This window comes from Amaricoccus macauensis, from assembly GCF_014201905.1.
GTDB classification, from domain to species: domain Bacteria; phylum Pseudomonadota; class Alphaproteobacteria; order Rhodobacterales; family Rhodobacteraceae; genus Amaricoccus; species Amaricoccus macauensis.
The window spans coordinates 1,394,955-1,415,053 of the sequence record NZ_JACHFM010000001.1 but is presented as its reverse complement, the minus strand read 5'-3'; the positions used below and the strand labels follow the sequence as shown (position 1 = coordinate 1,415,053).

Below are 20,099 nucleotides of genomic sequence, written 5' to 3'. Positions count from 1 at the left end.
GGCGGAGATGGCGGAACGCTCATTCGCACGCGAAGTCGAGGATCTGCGGCTCGGCGCGGGCGAGGTCTTTCGCGGTGAGGGCATCCTCGCCATCACCAAGGCGCTGCTCCAGTCCGGGGTCGCCTACGTCGGCGGCTATCAGGGGTCGCCCATCTCGCATCTGATGGACGTGCTGGCTGACGCGCGCCCGGTGCTGGACGAGCTCGGGGTGCATTTCGAGAGCTCGGCCTCGGAGGCGGCGGCTGCGGCGACGCTCGCCGCCTCGGTCAATTATCCGCTGCGCGGCGCGGTGACGTGGAAGTCGACCGCGGGCACCAACGTCGCGAGCGACGCGCTCACCAACCTCGCGTCGTCGGGCGTCGAGGGCGGCGCGCTGATCATTCTCGGCGAGGACTACGGCGAGGGCTCGTCGATCCCGCAGGAGCGCAGCCACGCCTTCGCGATGAAGTCGCAGATCTGGCTCCTGGACCCGCGGCCGAACCTCCCCTCGATCGTCGCGGCGGTCGAACAGGGCTTCGAGCTTTCGGAGGCGTCGAACACCCCGGTGATGCTCGAGGTGCGCATCCGCGCCTGCCACGTGCACGGGCAGTTCGTGGCGAAGGACAATCGCCCGCCTGCCTTCACCATGAAGCAGGCGCTGGAAAACCCGGTGCGGGACGTGAATCGCATCGTCCTGCCGCCCGCCTCCTTCGGTCATGACCGCGAGAAGATCGCGCACCGCTGGCCCGCGGCGCAGGCCTTCATTCAGGAGCGCGGCCTCAACGAGTTCTTCGGGCCGGATGCCGAGGTCGGCATCATCCTGCAGGGCGGCATGTACAACAGCGTCATCCGGGCGTTGCAACTTCTCGGCCTCGCCGACGCCTACGGCGAGACGCAGATCCCGCTCTACGTGCTCAACGTCACCTATCCGCTGGTCGATGACGAGGTGGCGCGCTTCGCCGCCGGCAAGTCCGCGGTGCTGATGGTCGAGGAGGGACACCCGGACTACCTCGAGCAGGCGCTCAACAGCATCCTGCGGCGGCGCGGTGTGCCTGCGGTGGTCTCGGGCAAGGACGTGCTGCCGATGGGCGGCGACTACACGCCCGCGGTGATCCTTGCCGGGATCGAGACGTTTCTCTCCACCCACGCCCCCGAGCGCCTCGGCAACCGGCCGCCGGTGCCGACAGCCGCGCCGGTCCTCGCCGATCCGCGGGTCAAGGCGCTGGAGAAGGTGGTCCCGGCCCGGCCCGCCGGCTTCTGCACCGGCTGCCCGGAGCGGCCGATCTTCGCGGCGATGAAGCTCGTCGAGCAGGAGCTCGGCGAGCATCACATCGCCGCCGACATCGGCTGTCACCTGTTCTCGATCCTGCCGCCGTTCAACATCGGCGGCTCGACCATGGGCTATGGCCTCGGGCCGGCGTCCGCCTCGGCGTTCGCCAATGCCGGCGCCGGCAAGCGCCCGATCTCGGTGATGGGCGACGGTGGCTTCTGGCACAATGGCCTTTCCACCTCGGTCGGCAACGCCGTCTACAACAAGCACGACGGCGTCATCATGATCGTCGACAACTACTATTCGTCGGCGACCGGCGGCCAGGACATCATGTCCTCGCGCGCCTCGAACCCCGATCGCTCGACCAACAACCCGATCGCGAAGGCGGTGGAGGGGATCGGCGCCAGGTGGGTGCGCCAGATCGACCGCACCTACGACGTCGCGAAGATGCGCGACACACTGAAGGAGGCGCTGACCTCCGATGTGGAAGGCCCGAAGATCATCGTCGCCTCCTCGGAGTGCATGCTGAACAAGCAGCGCCGGGTGAAGCCGCAGTTCGCAAAAGCCGTCGCCGACGGCAGGCGCATGGTCAAGGAACGTTTCGGCGTCGACGAGGATGTCTGCACCGGCGATCATGCCTGCATCCGGCTCTCCGGCTGCCCGTCGCTCTCGGTCCGGCACACCGCCGATCCGTTGCGCGACGATCCGGTCGCCTCGATCGACGACACCTGCGTCGCCTGCGGCAACTGCGGCGAGGTCGCCGAGGCGGCGGTGCTCTGCCCGTCGTTCTACCGCGCCGACGTGATCCTGAACCCGACCGGCGCCGATCGCTGGCTCGCCCGGGTGCGCCGGGGCGTCATCGGCTGGCTCCAGCGCCGCCGCGACAGCCGCCGCGTCACCTTCGCCTGAGGAGGCTGTCCCGATGAATGCTTCGGCCCGTGCGGTTTCGGCTGGTGTCGTTTCGGGCCGTGTCGTTTCGGGCGCCGACAAGCCGATCACCATCGCGATTCTGGCGATGGGCGGGCAGGGGGGCGGTGTCCTCGCCGACTGGATCGTCTCGCTGGCCGAGGCCGAGGGCTGGATGGCGCAATCGACGTCGGTGCCGGGCGTGGCGCAGCGCACCGGGGCAACGATCTACTATGTCGAGCTCATGCGGGCGAAGGACGGCCACGCGCCGGTCCTGTCGCTGATGCCAACGGCGGGCGATGTGGATGTCGTGCTGGCGTCCGAGTTCATGGAGGCTGGCCGCTCGATGCTGCGGGGCCTCGTCACGCCGGAGCGCACCACACTCATCGCCTCGACGCATCGCGCCTATGCGGTGGGCGAAAAGGAGGTGCCGGGGGATGGCACCGGCGATCCGGAGGCGGTGGTCACCGCCTCGGACGTCGCCGCGCGCCACAGCATCGCCTTCGACATGCAGCGCCTCGCGGAGGAGAACGGCAGTGTCATCTCCTCCGTGCTCTTCGGCGCGCTCGCCGGGGCCGGCGTCCTGCCGTTCAGCCGCGCCGCCTTCGAAGCGGCGGTGGCGAGTGGTGGCAGGGGCGTCGAGGCGAGCCTGCGCGCGTTCGGCGCCGGGTTCGCGCGCGCGGCGGAGGGCGCTTCCGACCCGGTGGCGCGCGCGCCCGGGAAGGATCTGCCTGCCCCGCCCGCTTCGGTCGGGGTGCCGGCGCTCGATGCGCTCCTCGCGCGGATCCACGGCCTGCCCGAACCGCTCCGACCGATGCTCTATGCCGGGGTGCGCCGGGTCGTCGACTATCAGGACCCGGCCTACGGGGCGAAGTACCTCGACCGGATGGCGAAGCTCATCGCGTCGGACGAGGCGGCGGGAGGCGGGCAAGCAGGCCACGCCTTCTCGCTTGCCGCGGCGAAGTATCTCGCGGGCGCGATGGCCTACGACGATGTCATCCGGGTCGCCGACCTCAAGACGCGCGCAAGCCGCTTCGACCGGGTGCGGCGCGAGCTTGCCGCCGCCGACGAGCAGATCGTCTACACCACCGAGTTCATGCACCCCCGCATGGACGAAGTGGTCGCGAGCCTGCCCGTGGGCCTCGGCCGGTTCCTCGAGAACCGGCCGAGGCTCTTCGCCGCGCTCGACCGGCTGGTGAACCGCGGGCGGCGGGTGAAGACCGGCAACATCGGCTGGTTCGTCACGCTCTACGTGCTCGCCGGGCTCCGCCCGCGTCGCCGCGGCCTGTTGCGCCACGGCCGGGAGATGGCGCACATCGAGGCGTGGCTCGGCTTGGCGGAGGCGGTGTTGCCGCGCGACTACGCGCTCGCGACCGAGATCCTCGCCTGCCGCCGCCTCGTGAAGGGCTATTCCGACACCCACGCCCGCGGCCTCTCGAAGTTCGACCGGGTGCTCGCCGCGGTGCCCACCGTGGCGGACCTCCCCGACGCGGCCGGCTGGCTTCGCCGTTTGCGTCAGGCGGCGCTGATGGACGAGAAGGGCGAGGCGCTCGAAGGCGCCCTTCGCACCATTGCCTCGCTCCGGGACGATGCGGAGATCAGGACGGGCGGCTGAAGACGAAGGCGACGCCCGCCAGCATCAGAAGCGCCACCGCTGCCGTCAGCCCCCAGCCATGATGACCGGTGGCGAGGAAGATCACAAAGCCGAGGCTCGTGCCGAAGAGCGCCATACGCTTCGCCCGCACCGGAATGGCGCCGCGTTCGCGCCAGGCACGGAGCGGCGGGCCGACCTGCGGATGATCGAGCAGCCGCCGCTCCAGCCGCTTCGATGACCGCGCGAAGCAGGCAACCGCGAGGATCAGGAACGGCGTCGTTGGCAGCACCGGCAGCACGACGCCCACAAGTCCGAGCGCGGTGAAGCCGAGGCCGAGGCCGAGGAAGAAACCGCGGACGATCCGCGAGCCCTCGATCCTGCCTCCCCGTTTCATGCCCGCTCCCAGATGGCGATGCGGCCAAGGGCAGGCCGCGGGCTCCTTCCGACAAGTATGGGGTCAGTCGGCTCAGTAGAGCCCGCCGCTCGACATCGACCCGAGGGATGGCCGCGACGGCAGCGAGCGGCTCTCGCCCCGGACCGTCACGCGCTCGATCGCCGGCGAGTTCAGCACGTCGTCGAAGAGCGGCACGTCCGAGCCCATCTTCCAGCCGCCGTCCACCGTCATGCCGTAGGCGCCGACCATCAGCTCCTGACCGTCGCGGATATACTCGGCCTGCACGTCCCCGCCCGATGCGTTGTCCGGCAGGCGCTGGCCGGTGTGGCGGTTGATCTTGATGAAGTGCCCGCCCGGGGGCGCCGGCCAGCTGACCGGTCCCTGACCTGCCATCGCCTGCTTCATGAAGTCGACGAACACCGGCGCGCAGAGCGTGCCGCCGAACGCGCTCTCGCCGAGCGGCCGGGGATTGTCGTAGCCCATGTAGCAGCCGGCGACGATGCGCGGGCTGTAACCCACGTACCAGACGTCCTTCGCCTCGTTGGTGGTGCCGGTCTTGCCGGCGAGGTTCAGCCGCATCCGGCCCACCGATCCGGCCGAGGTGCCGCGGCTGGCCGCGCCCTGGAGCATCGAGGTTACCTGATAGGCGGTGATCGCGTCCATCACGCGCTCGGCGTTGGAGTGGATCGTCGGGTCCGGCGCTTCGGCCACGTCGTTGGCCGAGCACTCGTCACAGGTGCGCTGGTCGTGGCGATAGATGGTCTTGCCGTAGCGGTCCTGCACCCGGTCGACCAGCGTCGGCTCGACCTGCAGCCCGCCGTTCGCCAGCATCGCGTAGGCTGCGACCATCTTGTAGAGCGTGGTCTCGCCGGCGCCCAGCGAGTAGCTGAGGAGATGCGGCATGTTGTTGTAGATGCCGAAGCGCTCGCCGTACTTCGCCACCGTGTCCATGCCCACGTCCTGCGCGATGCGGACAGTCATCAGGTTGCGCGACTGCTCGATGCCGGTGCGCAGCGGCGTCGGCCCATAGTAGGTGCCGCCTGAGTTCTCCGGCATCCAGATGCCCGCCGACGTCGCCACCTCGATCGGCGCGTCGAGGACGATGGTCGCCGGGGAATAGCCCTGATCGAGGGCCGCGGCGTAGACGAAGGGCTTGAACGACGAACCCGGCTGGCGCAGCGCCTGCGTCGCGCGGTTGAAGACGCTCGACTGATAGGAGAAGCCGCCCTGCATGGCGAGCACGCGGCCGGTCTGGGTGTCCATGGCCATGAACGCGCCCTGGATCGCCGGGATCTGGCGGTAGGACCAGTGGTCGAAGGCGCCGTCCTTCTCGATGGCCTTCACCAGCACCACGTCGCCGACCTTCCAGAGGTCGCTCGGGCCGCGCGCGGTGCGGAGGCGGCCGCTGTCGTTCGCGCGGACGCGGGCCCATGCGGCGTCGGAGAACGGCAGGAAGTCGCCCTCGGGAGGCGTCGGGATGCCGTCGATGCCGATCCGCGCCGACGTGTCGCCGAGCGAGAGCACGATCGCGGGATACCAGCCGGAGATGTCGCGCGGGACCGGAGCGCTCGACAGCACCTTGCGCCAGCTTGCTTCATCATCGGGGTTGAAGCTCGCCGGATCGATCTCGGCTACCGGGCCGCTGTAGACCTTCAGGCCGCGGTCATAGGACTCGAGCCCGTCGCGCAGCGCCTCGGCGGCGACGTTCTGGAGCTTCGGATCGACGGTGGCGCGGATCGAGAGGCCGCCGGTAAAGAGTTCGTCGTCGCCGAACTTCGCCGCGAGCTGGCGCCGCACCTCCTCGGTGAAATAGTCGCGCGGCGGCATCTCGCGCCGCGCCGAGGCGATGGCGCCGGACTGGACGGTGACCAGATCCTCCTTCTTCGCCGCCTCGGCGGCGTCGCGGGTGACGTAGCCGTTCTGCGCCATCTGGTTCAGCACGTAGTTGCGCCGGTCGATGGCCTCGGCCTTGTCACGCACCGGATGGAGGTTGCTCGGCTCCTTCGGCAGCGCCGCGAGATACGCGGTCTCCGCGAGGGTCAGCTCTTCGAGCGACTTGGCAAAATAGGTCTGTGCCGCGGCCGTGACGCCATAGGCGTTCTGGCCGAGGAAAATCTCGTTCAGGTAGAGTTGAAGGATATCGTCCTTCGAGAGCGTGTTCTCCAGCCGGGTGGCGAGGATGATTTCCTTGATCTTGCGCTCACCGGAGCGCTCGCCGGTCAGCAGGAAGTTCTTCATCACCTGCTGGGTGATCGTCGAGGCGCCGCGCAGCCGGCCACCGTGCAGCGCCGCGTCATAGAGCGCCGCCGCGATCCCGCGCGGGTCGAAGCCGTGGTGGTTGTAGAAATTCTTGTCCTCGGCCGAGACGAACGCCTGCTTGATCTGGTCGGGGATCTCGTCGATGGGCGTGAAGATCCGCCGCTCGCGGGCGAACTCGTCCATGAGCTGGCCCTCGCCGGAATAGATCCGGCTGAGCGTGGCGGGCTCATAGGTCGCGAGTTGCTGATAGTCCGGCAAATCCTTGCCGTAGATCTGGAACACAGCGGCTATGCCACCGAGTGCCATGATGGACCCGATCGCCAACCAGCTGAACAAAAACCCAAAAAACCTGAAAATCCAGAGCAGCACGATTCTGGTCCCGACCGACGTCGCGCCACCCTACAGAAGGCTTGCGCCGAGGTCAAAATCCGCGGGTTAACAGGAGCGTGTCATCCCCGCAGCGCGAGGGCGGCGCCGGAGACGACCAGGGCGAGCCCGGCGAGGCGCTGCGGTGTCACCTCCCGGACCGTGATGCCGAAGAGACCGAAGTGGTCGGCGATGGTCGCGCCGATGAGCTGGCCCCCGACCACGCAGGCGACGAAGACGAGGGCGCCGGTGACCGGGGCGATGATCACGCCGCCCCCGACGAAGAGCGTGCCGATGAAGCCGCCGAGAAACACCCACCAGGGCAGGGTGGAGAGCGTCGCCCGCGAGATGTCGCCGCGTCCGGCGAACGCGACCACGATGACGGCGCCGACCAGCGTGATGCTGATCGATATGAGCGCGGCGCCGTAGGAACTGCCAATGGCGCGGGCGACGAGGGCGTTTATCAGGGGTTGCCAGGCAACGAGCACGCCGAGGCCGAGGGCCGAAAAGAGATAGGGGAGAATCTGCACGGACGGGGTCCTTTCCAATGGACCACCGTACGTAGCATTCCGTCCGCGTCCGTCATCCTCGCCTGTCGCCTTCAGGTGTTTCGCATCTCTCCTGAAGTTTCGGTCACGCAGCGGCGATTTCCGCAAGAATCGCCCGGGCCGCGGCGACGGGATCGTCCACCGACCAGATCGGCCGGGCGATCACCAGGTGGTCGGCCCCGGCGCGCAGGGCCTCGGCCGGCGTCGCGATCCGCTTCTGGTCGCCCACCGCCGCGCCCGCCGGACGGACGCCGGGCGTGACGATCGCCTTGCCCCTCGCCTCGGGCAGCGCCCGGATCGCCGCAGCCTCCTGTGGCGAGGCGACAACGCCGTCGGCCCCGGCGGCGAAGGCCCGGCGCGCGCGCTCCAGCACGATCGTCTCGACATCACCCGGGACCATCATCGCCTCGTCGAGATCGCCGCGGTCGAGCGAGGTGAGCACGCTGATCGCGAGAATCCGTGTGGGCGCGTTGCCCCGCCCGGCCACCGCCGCGCGGACCACGTGCGGGTCGCCCTGCACCGTCAGGAAATCCGGGGCGATCCGCCCCACGAGGCCGCGCGTCGCCGCTGTCACCGTCGCACCGATGTCGAAGAGCTTCATGTCGAGGAAGACCCGGCGGCCGTCACGCTTCAATCGCTCGGCGAGGTCGAGCCCGCCACTCGCCAGCAGCCCGAGCCCGATCTTGTAGAAGCCGACCTCCTGCCCCAGCCGCTCCACAAGCGCGCCCGCGCTTCCGGCGTCGGGCAGATCAAGGCCCACGATCAGGCGGTCATCGGACATGGTGCATCTCCCGCTGGTGGTCTCGCCGCGCGCGCGGCCCGGGTGCGCCGCCGGGGGATCGCTGTCAAGGGCGGCAGACGCACGGTAGGCTTCCGACAGGGTCCTGGCCATTGGAGGTTAACCAAAAATTAACCAAGGAAGTACAATTGAAGCTGATCGCCTTGCCAGCTGTCAGATAATATCTGGGGTTAAAAATTAATGAACAAAAGCAATGTAATCAGAGAGGACGGCGGGGCATCGGATGGGTTTCTGGGGGCAGTTTTCATAGACCGGTGGGATGGCCGAAGTGACCTGACGGTGATCATTCCCCTCCGAGCTTCGATTGACCGGGCCGACGGCATAGACCGGCTGCGGCGAAACCCGGGCAACGACAGTGAAACGCCGTCGCGGGTGCACTTCCTGGTGGTGGACGATGGCTCTCCCGCCTCCCTGGTCGCCGAAATCGACGAGATCCTGCACCAGCGCGGCTGGTCCTATCTGCGGCTCCCCACGGAAGACCGGCACTTCTCGGTAGGGCGCTGCCGCAACGCCGGCGCCATGTACGCGCGGAGCGACTTCATCCTGTTCCAGGACGTGGATCTGATTCCGCCCGCAGGCTTCTACAACCGGCTTCTCGCCGAAATCCGGGTGCAGGGTCTTCGCGGCACGGCTTCGAGCTTCCTGATGGTCCCCTTTATCTATCTCACGGAGGCTGGCGTCGGGGAACTCCGGCGCACGCCGCCGGAAGATCAGGCGCAGCTCTTCCATCACTACGCCCTGATGGGCGACACTTCCCGCGTCGAGCGCATCTCCACGGGCACGTCGGTGACTCTCCATCATCGGCGCTACTATCTGTCGCGAGGCGGCAACAACGAGGGCTTCGTCGGCTGGGGCTACGAGGACCTCGAGTTCATCAATCGCTGCATCCGCAACGACGGCCGGTTTCCAAGGCCACGTGAATGGGCGACCGAGCGGGGAAACTTCGATACCGTCGATTACAGTACCTGGAAGGCATCCTACCGGCTCTACGGCGACACGCTGTTCGCCAAGGGGATCGCCATTTTCCATGCGTGGCATCCGGTCACCCGGGACGGAGACTACTTCAAGAGGTCAGCCGCGAATCGAAAGAACTTCCTCGAGAAGCTTTCGGGAGGGCTCGAAGCCGAGCCCGATCCACTGCCTGACCTCAGCCGGGGTCGGACGCTCTGCTTTCGGAAGAACACGTTCACGGCCCATCGCGACGTGATGCCGTACTTTGGAACGCTCCACTTCGAGTCGGAGACCGAGTTTCAGACCAAGGCGAGATTCATGGACTACCTCGGCGCGCATGGCATCCGCCGGGTCCTCTTCCACAACCCGTACTCCTCGGAAGCGATGGCCGACATCTATCGCTGGTGTCGCGAACTCGGCCTCCCCTATCTCGTCGCGGAGCGGGGCGCCCTGAACCGGTCGTTCTTCTTCGACCCGGAGGGCTTTCTTGCCGACAGCACGAGTTATGCGGGCGAGCGTTGGGATCGTCCGCTCGACGCGGCCGAACGGGCGCAGGTCGTCGACTACATGGCCGAGGAGCGGCTCGCGAACCAGGCGCTCGAGGATCAGCCGGACCGCATTGGCCCCTCGGCGCTGCGACGCAAGCTTGGGATCGCCGAGAGCGACTTCATGATCTTCGTGGCGCTGCAGCGGCCGGACGACACCGCCACCCGTTTCATGACGCGCGGCAACCGGACCTATGCCCGGTTCATCGAATTGCTGACCGAGCTCGACGCAGCGATACCGCCCGGCGTGAAGGTCGTCGTCAAGAAGCACCCGCTCGAGGATGACGTTCCGGCATTTGGAAACTGCATTTCCGCCGATGACTGTCACGTCGCCGACCTGCTCGGGGCGTGCAACAGCATCCTGACCTTCAACTCGGGCGTCGGCGTGCAGGCGATGCTGTGGGGGAAGTTCTGCCTGCTCTACGGCAAGGCCTTCTACCAGATCGACGGCGTCAACCGGTATGTCGATGAAGCGCGGGATGTCCTCGATCACGTCCGATCCCCGGCGAAGCCCGACCAGACGCTGATTGAACGCTTCGTGCACTACCTGCGGTACGAGTTCTACTCGATCGGCGATTTCAGGACCCGAGCGGTTCGGATGCCGACCAACGAGCGGATGACCGCGACGCTCGACATCGCCATTCGCGAGCTCCAGGTCCCGGGCTTTCCGCGCCTGCGTCATCGGCAGCGCGACTCCCTGCCGCTGGTGGGCTGGCGCGCGCCGCTTTTCGACCGTTACCGCCATGCGGAGGGCACGCGTCTCGGGGACAGGGCTCCGGGCGCGGCGGAGAAGCCCCCGGCAGGCGTCGAGTGCACGCGCAGCGCGGCGCCAGCGCTGGCCGACGCCTTCGCGGGCTGCCCGGGGCCGCAGCACCGCGCCCTCACCCCCTATCAGGAGTTCGTGTCGGGGGCCCGTGTGGCCTACAAGGCCGACACGGGCGTTGGTCGTTTCGAGATGGACCGCATCGAGCCCGTCGCGCTGCCCTTCGGCCCCGAATCCGCGCTCCACGGGCTTCGGTTCCGCACGGTCAGGGAGGCGGATATCGAGTGGGCATTGATCGAGTTCGAGATTTGCCCCGACGTCTTCCGCGTGGGTGAGACCTACGAGATCGTGGGCTTCATGTCGTCGCGGGTCCAGCTCGAACTCCGCTCCGGCCTCTACGTGAACCGGGCGCCCGGTGCGGATCCATGGTGCCATGCCGTGGTCCACACGATCGACTGGCGGCTCCGTCCGATCCGCAACCGCTTCACTGTGACGCAGGAGACCTTCGCCGATCGGGCCCCCGGGACGGCGCCGAAGTTCTTCCTCCAGCTGCAGGGCGGGACCGCGGTCGATGTGTCGCTCTGGTCCTTCGCTGTCTATCACGTGACGTCGCGCGATACGGCAGCGGCGCGGGTCGGCTCCGAAGGCACGGAGCAGGCGGCCTCCGCCGCCTGAGCCCTTGCCCGCCTTCCCCGCCCGCCGGATGCCCCCGGGTTGCGGGGTGCCCGGCGGGCGGGATAGTGTGCGCGCCGCAGGTAGCGGAGAGCATCACCATGCTGGCGGGACGCCGGATCCTTCTCGTGATCGGCGGCGGTATCGCCGCCTACAAGAGCCTTGAACTCATCCGCCTGCTGAAGAAAGCCGGTGCCGGCGTGGTGCCGGTGCTGACCGCAGGCGGGGCGGAGTTCGTGACGCCGCTCACCGCCTCGGCGCTGGCGGGCGAGACGGCGCATACGCTGCTCTTCGATCTGACGCGCGAGGCGGAGATGGGTCACATCGAGCTCTCGCGGAGCGCCGATCTGGTGGTGGTCGCCCCGGCGACCGCCGATCTCATCGGCAAGATCGCGGGCGGGCTCGCTGATGACCTCGCCTCGACGCTGCTCCTTGCCACTGACAAGCGCGTGCTCCTCGCACCGGCGATGAACGTGCGCATGTGGCTGCATCCGTCCGTGCAGCGCAACGTCGCGGCCCTCGCCGCCGATGGCGTCCTCACTGTCGGGCCGAACCACGGCGACATGGCCTGCGGCGAGTTCGGCCCCGGGCGCATGGCCGAGCCGGCGGAGATCGTCGCGGCGGTCGCGGCGGCGCTCGCTCCCCCCACGCCGGGGCCGCTTGCCGGGCGACACGTCATCGTCACGTCCGGCCCGACCCATGAGCCCATCGACCCGGTGCGCTACATCGCGAACCGCTCCTCCGGCCGGCAGGGCAGCGCCATCGCCTCGGCGCTGGTGCGGCGCGGCGCGCGCGTCACCTTCGTCACCGGTCCGGCCGAGGCGCCACGACCGGAAGGCGCGACGATCGTCGAGATCGAGACCGCCCGCGAGATGCTCGAGGCAGTCGACGCCGCCCTTCCTGCCGATGCCGCGGTCTTTGCCGCCGCCGTCGCGGACTGGTACGTGGAAGGCGCGGGCGCCTCGAAGCTGAAGAAGGACGGCACGGGCACGCCGCCGGGCCTCGTCCTGCGCGAGAACCCCGACATCCTGCGCACCATCGCGACGCGATCGGAGGGCCGCCCCGGCCTCGTCGTGGGCTTCGCGGCCGAGACCGACGACGTGGTGGCGAACGCCACGGCCAAGCGCCTGCGCAAGGGCGCGGACTGGATCGTCGCGAACGACGTGCGCCCCTCCACCGGCATCATGGGCGGCACCGAGAACGCCGCGATCCTCGTCACCGCCGAGGGGGCGGAGCCATGGCCGCGCATGTCGAAGGATGCGACCGCCGACGCGCTGGCCGATCGCATCGCCCGGGCACTGACATGAGCGTTCCGGTCAGGGTGCTTCGGCTGCCGTCGCACGATCCGGCGCTGCCGCTGCCGGCCTATGCGACGACGGGCGCCGCCGGGCTCGACGTCTTCGCGAACCTGCCGCCACGGGACCGGTCCGACGGTCTGACGCTCGCCCCCGGGGCCCGGGCACTGATCCCGACCGGTCTCGCGGTCGAGATCCCGCCTGGCTTCGAGTTGCAGATCCGCCCGCGCTCCGGGCTCGCCCTGCGCCACGGCCTTGCGCTGGTGAACAGCCCCGGCACCATCGACAGCGACTATCGCGGCGAGGTCGGGGTGATCGTCATCAACCACGGCGCCGTGCCTGTGACGCTCGGGCACGGAATGCGCATCGCGCAAGCCGTGCTCGCGCCGGTCACGCGCCTCGTGTGGGTCGTGGCCGACAGCCTCGACGAGAGTGCGCGCGGCACTGGCGGCTTCGGGTCCACCGGAACCGGGCGATGAGCCTCTCGCTCGAAGAGCTCGAGCGCTACGCCCGCCACATCGTGCTGCCGGAGATCGGCGGGCCGGGACAGCAGGCGCTGGGCCGTGCGCGTGTCCTCGTTGTCGGCGCCGGTGGCCTCGGGGCGCCGGTGCTGCTCTACCTCGCCGCCGCCGGGGTCGGCCGGCTGATGCTGGTCGATGACGACACCGTCGGCCTCTCGAACCTGCAGCGCCAGACGATCTTCGTGACCGCCGATGTCGGCCGGCCGAAGGCCGCGGCCGCGGCTGCGCGCCTCGCGGCGCTGAACCCGCACGTCGCCGTGGAGCCGCACGTCCTGCGGCTCGATGCCGAGGCGGCGGCCCGCCTCGTGCCCACCGCCGACCTCGTGCTGGACGGCAGCGACAACTTTCCGACCCGCTACCTCATCAACGCCGCCTGCGTCGCAGCCGGCAAGCCGCTCATCGCCGCCGCCATGAGCCGCTGGGAGGGCCAGATCGCGCTCTGGCACCCGGCGGCGGGCGGCCCCTGCTACGCCTGCGTCTTCCCGGAGCCGCCCGACCCGTCGCTGACGCCGCCCTGCGCGCTCGCGGGCGTCGTCGGTGCGCTGCCGGGCGTCATGGGCTCGATGATGGCGATGGAGGCGATCAAGTATCTGACGGGCGCCGGGCGTCCGCTCCGTTCGGCGCTCCTGCTCTACGACGCGCTCGATGCCGAGGTCCGGCGCGTGCGGACCCGCGCCCGGCCCGACTGCCCGGTCTGCCACGGAGCAGGGCGACCGGGCTGAGCCGTCAGTTCCTCAGGCCGCCCGTCTTCAGCCACTCGGCACACTCCGGTCCAAGCTCCTCGACGGCGCGGCGCTCGTAGGCGTCCGAGAGGTCGGTCGGCAGCACGTCGCGCCAGCGGCCGTTGGTGCCCTTGTGGACGAACGTCTGCGCGCCACCCTCCCAGAACGCCCCGCCGAGCGGGACGCTCGCGGTGGCGTTGGCCTTCATGTAGGCGAACGAGCAGTGGGTGAGGATGTCGTCCCACCGGGTCTCGCGGATCGGGATGCCGAGGAACGCCGCGATTCGCCTCAGCTCGCCGGGCATATCCGCCTTCAGATCGGCGAAATGCACGATGCGGACGTTCGGCAGGTCGCGGATCGCCCACCACGACCGGAGGTTCTCCCAGTACGACCAGAACGGATAGCCGTCTCGGCGCAGCCATTCCTCGAAATAATCCACGACCGAATCCGGCGGCGGCGCGATCGGCTCGCCGACGAGGCCGGGCGTGTCGTTCAGCGCCGAATACCAGAGCGCATTGGCGTTTGCATGGTGGTTGTAGAGGCTCCACACCACGTCCCGGCCGTCACGGCCGAGGTAGAGGTATTTCGCCTCCGGACTGAAGACGAGCGCATCGACGGGCAGATGCGTCTTGAGGAACCGGCGATGGGTCTGCGCCTCGACGGCGGCGAGCTTCACCGCCTTGGGGGGAACCCGCAGGTCGAGCCATGGCGACATTTCGGCAACGGGCAGATCGGGCGCGCCGTCGAACAGAAGCTGGCTCACGATCTGCTGCATCCAGGTTGTGCCGGACTTCGCATAAGTTGCAATGACGACGTCATCGTCTCTAAATTTGAATTCGTCCCAGATTGTAGAATCGAAGTGATGATTGTGCAGGTCACGCGTCTTGACCGGGCGGCTTGTGGCCGCCGCGTTCATCGGGGCATTCATGTGGACAACTCCCGTGGGTACAGAATCTCAAAATAATCGAACGCCCGCACTATCCCGCGATTCTACCCTTCGGGAGAAGCCCGGACCTTGCATAGTGGTTCTGCAAGGGTGCAGAATGTAACATGCTCGACTGGGACGATCTGAAGGTTTTCCTCGGAGTGGCGCGGGAGGGTTCGACCCTCGCCGCCGCCCGTGCGCTTGGGGTGAACCAGACGACTGTCGGCCGGCGCGTCCATGCGCTCGAACATGCGCTGGGGCTGACCCTTTTTGCGCGACGCTCCACCGGCTATGCGCTCACCGAACACGGCCGGTCGCTCCTTCCGGCGGCGGAGGTCGTCGAACTGGCGGTGAACGAGGCCGTGGCCGAGGCGGAACGACTGCGACGGCTCGCTCGCAGCGTGGTGCGGGTGACAGCCCCGGAGGTCGTGTTCCACCACCTCATCGCCCATATCGTCGCTGCCTATCACGACGAGCGGCCGGGCGTGACGATCGAGCAGGTGGCGAGCGACAACCATCTCGATCTCGCCGCCGGCGAGGCGGACATCGCCTTCCGCGCCACCGAGCAGCGGATACCGGAGACCCTCATCGCCCGCCGCCTGCCCGACTTCGGCTGGACGGTCTACTGCAGCCGGAGCTATGCCGCCGAGAACGGGATGCCGCAGACGCCAGACGCGCTTCGCGAGCATGCGGCGGTGCTGTACGACAAGCCGCTGTCGGCAACCGCCCGGAGCCGCTGGATGGCGGTCCGCGTCGACGAGAACCGGATCGTCGCGCGCTGCAACACCGTCGGCAACATGCGCGGCGCGGTGCGGGCGGGAATGGGGGTCGGGCTCCTGCCCTGCATCGACGCCGAGCAGGACACCGGGCTCCTGCGCTGCTTCGCGCCGCTGCCCGAACTGGCCGGACCGTGGTATCTGCTGATGACGCCGGAGCTTCAGCGTCTGCCGGCGGTGCGCCGGTTCGCGGATTTCGCGGTCGCGCGCCTCACGGCGCAGCGGCGGCTGATCACCGAGGGCCGGGAATAGCCCTCAGCCTTCGGCTTCCTCGCGCAGCGCTTCGAGCGTCAGCCATTCATCCTCGGCGTTACCGAGGGCCTGCTGCCGTGCGACCAGCGCCTCGCTCGCCTTGGCGAACTTCGCGGGCTCCCGGGTGAAGAGGCCCGGGTCGGCGAGCAGTATCTCGAGCTTGCCGATCTCGGCACTCAGCCGGTCGATCTCGGCCGGAAGCTGGGCGAGCCGGTGCGTCTGGGTGAAGCTCAGCCGCGCGCGGGCCGGCTCGGCGGCGCGTTGCGGTGCCGCAGTCTGTGGCGCCGCTGTCTGTGACGCCGGGCGCGTCGCCTTCGGCGCCTCTGCACCGGGGCGCGCGCCGCGCTGGGCGCGGTAGTCGGTCCAGCCGCCGGCATAGACCGTGGCGCGGCCGTCGCCCTCCATGGCGATGGTCGTCGACGCCACCCGGTCGATGAAGTCGCGGTCGTGGCTGACGAGCAGCACCGTACCGTCATAGTCGCCGACGATCTCCTCAAGCAGGTCGAGGGTCTCGACGTCGAGGTCGTTCGTCGGCTCGTCGAGCACGAGCAGGTTCGACTCGGTCGCCATCAGCTTCGCGAGCAGCAGCCGCGCCCGCTCGCCGCCCGAGAGCGCCGAGACCGGCCCGCGCGCCTGCGACTCGGCGAAAAGGAAATCCTTGAGATAGCCCACCACGTGGCGTGGCTTGCCGCGCACCATCACCTGATCGTTGCGCCCCGGTGCATCCCCGGTCAGCGTCTCCCAGAGCGACGCCTCCGGGTCGAGCGCGGTGCGGTTCTGGTCGAAGACCGCCGTCACCAGATTGGCGCCGAGCCGCACCCGGCCGGTGTCGGGCGCTAGCTCGCCGGTCAGCATCCTGAGCAGCGTGGTCTTGCCCGCGCCATTCGGGCCGACCAGCGCCACCCGGTCGCCGCGGGCGATCTTCATCGAGAAATCCCCGATGATCCCGCGATCGCCGAACGCCTTGCCGATCCCCTCGGCTTCCACCACCAGCCGCCCGGACATCGGGCCGGACTCGAAGGCGAGCGACGCGGCGCCGGTGCGCTGGATCGCCTCCCGGCGGTCCTGCCGCAGTTCGGCGAGACGGCGGACGCGCCCCATGTTGCGCTTGCGCCGCGCCGAGATGCCTTCGACCGCCCAGCGGCCTTCGGCCTTGATCAGGCGGTCGAGCTTGTGGCGGGCCATGTCCTCTTCGTCGAAGACCTTGTCACGCCACTCCTCGAAGGCGGCAAAGCCGCGGTCGAGCCGGCGCACCTCGCCGCGGTCGACCCAGAGGATGCGATCGGTCAGGCTCTTCAGGAACGCCCGGTCGTGGCTTACCACCACGAACGCGGTGCGCGACGCGGCAAGATGCGCCTCAAGCCAGGCGATCGCGGTGATGTCGAGATGGTTCGTCGGCTCGTCGAGGAGCATGAGGTCCGGCTCGGACGCGATCAGCCGCGCCAGCGCCGCGCGCCGCCGCTCGCCGCCCGAGGCCTGCGCGGGGTCGAGCCCGCCGTCGAGCTTCAGCCCGTCCATCGCCGCGGCCGCGCGCCAGCTCTCGGCCTCGTCGAGACCCCCCGCGACGAAATCACCGAGCGTCGTGAAGCCGGCAAAATCCGGGTCCTGCGCCATGTAGCCAATGAGCGTCCCCGGCCGCACGAACCGTTCACCGGAGTCGGGCTGCACCGAGCCCGCCATCACCTGCATGAGCGTGGACTTGCCCGAGCCGTTCCGGCCCACGAGCGCGATGCGCTCGCCGGGATGCACGGCAAGGTCCATTCCCGCGAACAGCGGGTCGCCGCCGAAGGTCAGGCGGATGTCAGCGAGAGTGAGAAGCGGTGGCTCGGCCATGCCGGCCCGGTACGGCGCCACGCGGCAGGCGTCAAGCGCGGGCTCGCGACTGCACGCTTGCCGCCGCGCCCTCGGCCGCTCAGACCACCGGGGTCAGCAGCGGGTCGCCGGCGAAATGTGCGGCGAGATTCTGCACCACCAGATCCCCCATCGCCGTCCGGGTCTTCTCGGTCGCGGAGCCCTGATGCGGCGAGAGCACGACGTTCGGCAGGCCAAGCAGCGCTTCGGGCACCCGGGGCTCGTCGGCGAAGACATCGAGCCCCGCACCGCCGAGACCGCCCGAGACCAGCAGCTCGACCATTGCCGGCTCGTCGACCAGCGAGCCGCGACCGACGTTGACGAAGTTGCCCCGTGGCCCGAGGGCGGTCAGCACCTCGCGCGAGACGATGCCGCGGGTCGCGGCGTTCCCCGGCGCGATCGCCACCAGCCAGTCCACGTCGCGCGCCATGGCCACGAGGTCGGGATAGTAGACATAGGGCTCGAACGCCTGCTCATGGCGGCCGTGGTAGGAGACGCGCATCTTCGACACCTGCAGGCGCCGGGCGATCTCCTTGCCGATCCGTCCCAGCCCGAGGATGCCCACATGGGCGCCGGTCAGCTCGCCGGTGAGCCCGAACGTGCCGTCGAGCCACTTGCCCTCGCGCACGAAGGCGTCCGCCTGCGGGATGCGCCGCACAAGCGCGTGCATCAGGCCGATCGCCATCTCGGCCACCGCGTCGTTCAGCACATCGGGCGTGTTCGACACGTGGACGCCGCGCGCCTTGCAGGCGGCGATGTCGATGGCGTCGTAACCGACGCCGTAGCTCGCAACGATTTCGAGCGCCGGCAGCGCCGCCATGATCTCCGGGGCGATGCCGTAGTGTCCGTCCGTCGCCACCCCGCGGATCGCCGGCCCGTGCGCGGCGAGAAGACCGGCGCGGTCGGGCGCATCCCAGTACCGGTGCACGACATAGGCCGCATCGAACGCCGCCTCGATCCGCGGTGACATGGGGCAAATTTGCAGGATCTCAGGCTTCATGGCATTTCCTTCGCTCGGGGGGCGAATGTTGACCACGTGACGCTCCGGGACACAACAACTGCGGCCCTGCCGTCGGAGGATTCCGTGCACGATCAGTACTTTCACCTGAGGGTCATCATCGGTGTGGTCGCGGGCCTCACCATCGCGCGGCTCCTGAACGGCCTCGCGCGCTTCGTGCAGCACCCCTCCCGGCAGCAGATCTATCCGATCCACCTCGGCTGGTGCATCTACCTGCTGCTCTCCGTGATGCTGTTCTGGTGGTTCGAGTACGAGCTTGTCCTCGTGCAGAAGTGGACGTTCGAGAAGTATCTCTTTGTCGTCGGCTACGCCGCGCTATATTTCTTCACGTCTGCGTTGCTTTTTCCCGACCGGATGGATGAATATACGGGCTTCGCCGAATATTTCCACGCGCGGCAGGGCTGGTTCTACGGGCTCCTCGCGGCGATCTTCCTCGCGGACATCGTGGACAGCGCGATCAAGGGCCCGGCGCACCTCGCGGAGCTCGGCCCGACGTATCTCTGGCGCCAGCCAATTCTGGCGGGGCTCGCGATCATCGGCATCTTCGTCGTCGACAGGCGGTTCCATGCGGCCTTCCTGTTCTTCGCGCTGCTCGTGCTGCTCACGTCGATCGTGGCCCACTTCGAGGTGCTGGACGAGGTGCTGGACTAAGCGGCGCCCGGCGGGTTTAACGGCTCGACAATCGGGAAACGAGAGCGACCAGGGAGACGCCGATGACCGAGAGTAATGCAACGCAAGCAACCGGACTGCCCGTCGTCGGGTTCGTGGGCGTGGGGCTCATGGGCTGGGGCATGGCGAAGAACGCCGTGGAAAAGGGCTACCCGCTCCGCGTGGTCGCGCACCGCAAGCGCGAGGCGGTGGACGACCTCGTGAAGCGCGGCGCCGTGGAATGTCCCGACGTCGCGGCGCTGGCGGCGGAATGCGACGTGATCGTGCTCTGTGTCACCGGGGCTCCGCAGGTTCAGGCGATCGTCGCCTCGATCGTGCCGGCCGCGAAGCCGGGCCTCACCATCATCGACTCATCGACCTCCGAGCCGGACGTGACCGAGCGGCTGGCGGCGGAGCTTGGCGAGAAGGGCATCTCGCTGCTCGACGCGCCGCTGTCGCGCACGCCGCAGCACACCTGGGACGGCGAGGCCACGACCTACGTCGGCGGCCCGGCGGAGCTCATCGAGAAGTGGCGCCCGCTCCTCGCCACATGGGCGAACGTGGTGATCCCGACAGGCGGGCCGGTGGGCTCGGCGCACGCGCTGAAGCTCATCAACAACCTCGTCGCCCTCGGCTATGCCTCGATCTGGGCCGAGTGCTACGCCATGGTGGACAAGGTCGGCGCCGATCCGGCGGTCTTTCGCGAGATCGTCACGAACTCGGGGATGAACTGCGGCAACTTCCAGTCGTTTTCCCAGTACGCGGTCGACCGCGACGCCGGGGCGCACAAGTTCACCATCGTCAACGGCTGCAAGGATCTGACCTACTACAACCGTCTCGCGAACCGGCACGGCGCGGCGACGCTCATGTCGGACGGGGCGCTTCAGACCCTGAAGCTCGGCGTGGCGATGGGCATGGGCGAGCGCTACATGCCGCAGATCGGCGACATCGTGCTCGCGCTCAACGATCCGAAGAGCGACAAGACCAAGGAGTGATGGACGGGAGCGAAAGCTCCCGCCCTTGATAGCGAAAGCCCCTGCATGAC

The 20,099-nt window shown here is 68.8% G+C and carries 16 protein-coding genes; 9 read left to right on the top strand and 7 right to left on the bottom strand.

Translation table 11 applies throughout. From position 1 onward, the window contains the following. The first annotated feature begins 7 nt into the window (after positions 1-7). Together HNP73_RS06795 and HNP73_RS06790 are read left to right on the top strand one after the other, a co-directional pair. Positions 8-2,158 carry a ferredoxin family protein gene (locus tag HNP73_RS06795; protein WP_184147814.1) on the top strand — a complete coding sequence of 717 codons (2,151 nt, stop codon included), beginning with the start codon at positions 8-10 and terminating at the stop codon, positions 2,156-2,158. A gap of 13 nt (positions 2,159-2,171) precedes the next feature. Further along, positions 2,172-3,770: an indolepyruvate oxidoreductase subunit beta family protein gene (locus tag HNP73_RS06790; RefSeq protein ID WP_184147813.1), complete on the top strand. Its 1,599-nt coding sequence runs from the start codon at positions 2,172-2,174 to the stop codon at positions 3,768-3,770. On the opposite strand, the gene HNP73_RS06785 is transcribed toward HNP73_RS06790, so the two are convergent. The 4 genes from HNP73_RS06785 to pyrF form a co-directional block, all read right to left on the bottom strand. Continuing rightward, a complete protein-coding gene (locus HNP73_RS06785) occupies positions 3,754-4,143 on the bottom strand; it encodes a YbaN family protein (protein ID WP_184147812.1) in 390 nt (129 codons plus the stop codon). The genes HNP73_RS06790 and HNP73_RS06785 overlap by 17 nt on opposite strands. Positions 4,144-4,215: 72 nt before the next feature. Next, a complete protein-coding gene (locus HNP73_RS06780) occupies positions 4,216-6,771 on the bottom strand; it encodes a PBP1A family penicillin-binding protein (protein ID WP_184147811.1) in 2,556 nt (851 codons plus the stop codon). 80 nt (positions 6,772-6,851) lie between these two features. Then, positions 6,852-7,298 (bottom strand): DMT family transporter, encoded by a 447-nt coding sequence (locus tag HNP73_RS06775; protein WP_184147810.1) that lies wholly within the window; start codon positions 7,296-7,298, stop codon positions 6,852-6,854. A 103-nt stretch (positions 7,299-7,401) separates the two neighbouring features. Beyond that, the gene (pyrF, locus tag HNP73_RS06770) at positions 7,402-8,097 is read right to left on the bottom strand and encodes an orotidine-5'-phosphate decarboxylase (protein ID WP_184147809.1); all 696 of its coding nucleotides are present in this window, start codon (positions 8,095-8,097) and stop codon (positions 7,402-7,404) included. A 297-nt stretch (positions 8,098-8,394) separates the two neighbouring features. Between pyrF and HNP73_RS06765 the strand changes: the two genes are divergently transcribed. From HNP73_RS06765 to HNP73_RS06750, 4 genes are all read left to right on the top strand, one after another. Then, the gene (locus HNP73_RS06765) at positions 8,395-11,049 is read left to right on the top strand and encodes a glycosyltransferase (RefSeq protein ID WP_184147808.1); all 2,655 of its coding nucleotides are present in this window, start codon (positions 8,395-8,397) and stop codon (positions 11,047-11,049) included. A gap of 98 nt (positions 11,050-11,147) precedes the next feature. Next, positions 11,148-12,353 carry a bifunctional phosphopantothenoylcysteine decarboxylase/phosphopantothenate--cysteine ligase CoaBC gene (coaBC, locus tag HNP73_RS06760; RefSeq protein ID WP_184147807.1) on the top strand — a complete coding sequence of 402 codons (1,206 nt, stop codon included), beginning with the start codon at positions 11,148-11,150 and terminating at the stop codon, positions 12,351-12,353. Further along, entirely contained in the window at positions 12,350-12,820 is a 471-nt protein-coding gene (gene dut / locus HNP73_RS06755) for a dUTP diphosphatase (protein WP_184147806.1), read from the top strand. Before coaBC ends, dut begins: the two co-directional genes overlap by 4 nt. After that, a complete protein-coding gene (locus tag HNP73_RS06750; protein ID WP_184147805.1) occupies positions 12,817-13,584 on the top strand; it encodes a molybdopterin-synthase adenylyltransferase MoeB in 768 nt (255 codons plus the stop codon). Before dut ends, HNP73_RS06750 begins: the two co-directional genes overlap by 4 nt. A gap of 4 nt (positions 13,585-13,588) precedes the next feature. On the opposite strand, the gene HNP73_RS06745 is transcribed toward HNP73_RS06750, so the two are convergent. After that, entirely contained in the window at positions 13,589-14,512 is a 924-nt protein-coding gene (locus HNP73_RS06745; protein ID WP_221288245.1) for a sulfotransferase domain-containing protein, read from the bottom strand. A 122-nt stretch (positions 14,513-14,634) separates the two neighbouring features. Here HNP73_RS06745 and HNP73_RS06740 point away from each other — a divergent pair, with 122 nt between their 5' ends. Then, positions 14,635-15,537: a LysR family transcriptional regulator gene (locus tag HNP73_RS06740; RefSeq protein WP_184147804.1), complete on the top strand. Its 903-nt coding sequence runs from the start codon at positions 14,635-14,637 to the stop codon at positions 15,535-15,537. Between the two features lie 3 nt (positions 15,538-15,540). On the opposite strand, the gene HNP73_RS06735 is transcribed toward HNP73_RS06740, so the two are convergent. Both HNP73_RS06735 and HNP73_RS06730 read right to left on the bottom strand, forming a co-directional pair. Further along, positions 15,541-17,370 (bottom strand): ABC-F family ATP-binding cassette domain-containing protein, encoded by a 1,830-nt coding sequence (locus HNP73_RS06735; protein WP_184148073.1) that lies wholly within the window; start codon positions 17,368-17,370, stop codon positions 15,541-15,543. A 79-nt stretch (positions 17,371-17,449) separates the two neighbouring features. Continuing rightward, complete coding sequence (locus HNP73_RS06730) at positions 17,450-18,388, bottom strand: 2-hydroxyacid dehydrogenase (protein ID WP_184147803.1); 939 nt, start codon at positions 18,386-18,388, stop codon at positions 17,450-17,452. An 84-nt stretch (positions 18,389-18,472) separates the two neighbouring features. On the opposite strand from HNP73_RS06730, the gene HNP73_RS06725 reads away from it, so the two are divergent. Beyond that, positions 18,473-19,057, top strand: coding sequence for a hypothetical protein (locus tag HNP73_RS06725; protein WP_221288242.1), 585 nt, complete (start codon positions 18,473-18,475; stop codon positions 19,055-19,057). 62 nt (positions 19,058-19,119) lie between these two features. After that, positions 19,120-20,049, top strand: coding sequence for an NAD(P)-dependent oxidoreductase (locus tag HNP73_RS06720; RefSeq protein WP_184147802.1), 930 nt, complete (start codon positions 19,120-19,122; stop codon positions 20,047-20,049). Positions 20,050-20,099: the final 50 nt, after the last annotated feature.

Bases quoted from the DNA above. Each gene is read 5' to 3' on its own strand.
- HNP73_RS06750 (WP_184147805.1), top strand. From the start codon at position 12,817: ATGAGCCTCTCGCTCGAAGAGCTCGAGCGCTACGCCCGCCACATCGTG.
- dut (WP_184147806.1), top strand. From the start codon at position 12,350: ATGAGCGTTCCGGTCAGGGTGCTTCGGCTGCCGTCGCACGATCCGGCG.
- HNP73_RS06795 (WP_184147814.1), top strand. From the start codon at position 8: ATGGCGGAACGCTCATTCGCACGCGAAGTCGAGGATCTGCGGCTCGGC.
- HNP73_RS06790 (WP_184147813.1), top strand. From the start codon at position 2,172: ATGAATGCTTCGGCCCGTGCGGTTTCGGCTGGTGTCGTTTCGGGCCGT.
- HNP73_RS06740 (WP_184147804.1), top strand. From the start codon at position 14,635: ATGCTCGACTGGGACGATCTGAAGGTTTTCCTCGGAGTGGCGCGGGAG.
- HNP73_RS06785 (WP_184147812.1), bottom strand. From the start codon at position 4,143: ATGAAACGGGGAGGCAGGATCGAGGGCTCGCGGATCGTCCGCGGTTTC.
- pyrF (WP_184147809.1), bottom strand. From the start codon at position 8,097: ATGTCCGATGACCGCCTGATCGTGGGCCTTGATCTGCCCGACGCCGGA.
- HNP73_RS06735 (WP_184148073.1), bottom strand. From the start codon at position 17,370: ATGGCCGAGCCACCGCTTCTCACTCTCGCTGACATCCGCCTGACCTTC.
- HNP73_RS06730 (WP_184147803.1), bottom strand. From the start codon at position 18,388: ATGAAGCCTGAGATCCTGCAAATTTGCCCCATGTCACCGCGGATCGAG.
- HNP73_RS06720 (WP_184147802.1), top strand. From the start codon at position 19,120: ATGACCGAGAGTAATGCAACGCAAGCAACCGGACTGCCCGTCGTCGGG.
- HNP73_RS06745 (WP_221288245.1), bottom strand. From the start codon at position 14,512: ATGAATGCCCCGATGAACGCGGCGGCCACAAGCCGCCCGGTCAAGACG.
- coaBC (WP_184147807.1), top strand. From the start codon at position 11,148: ATGCTGGCGGGACGCCGGATCCTTCTCGTGATCGGCGGCGGTATCGCC.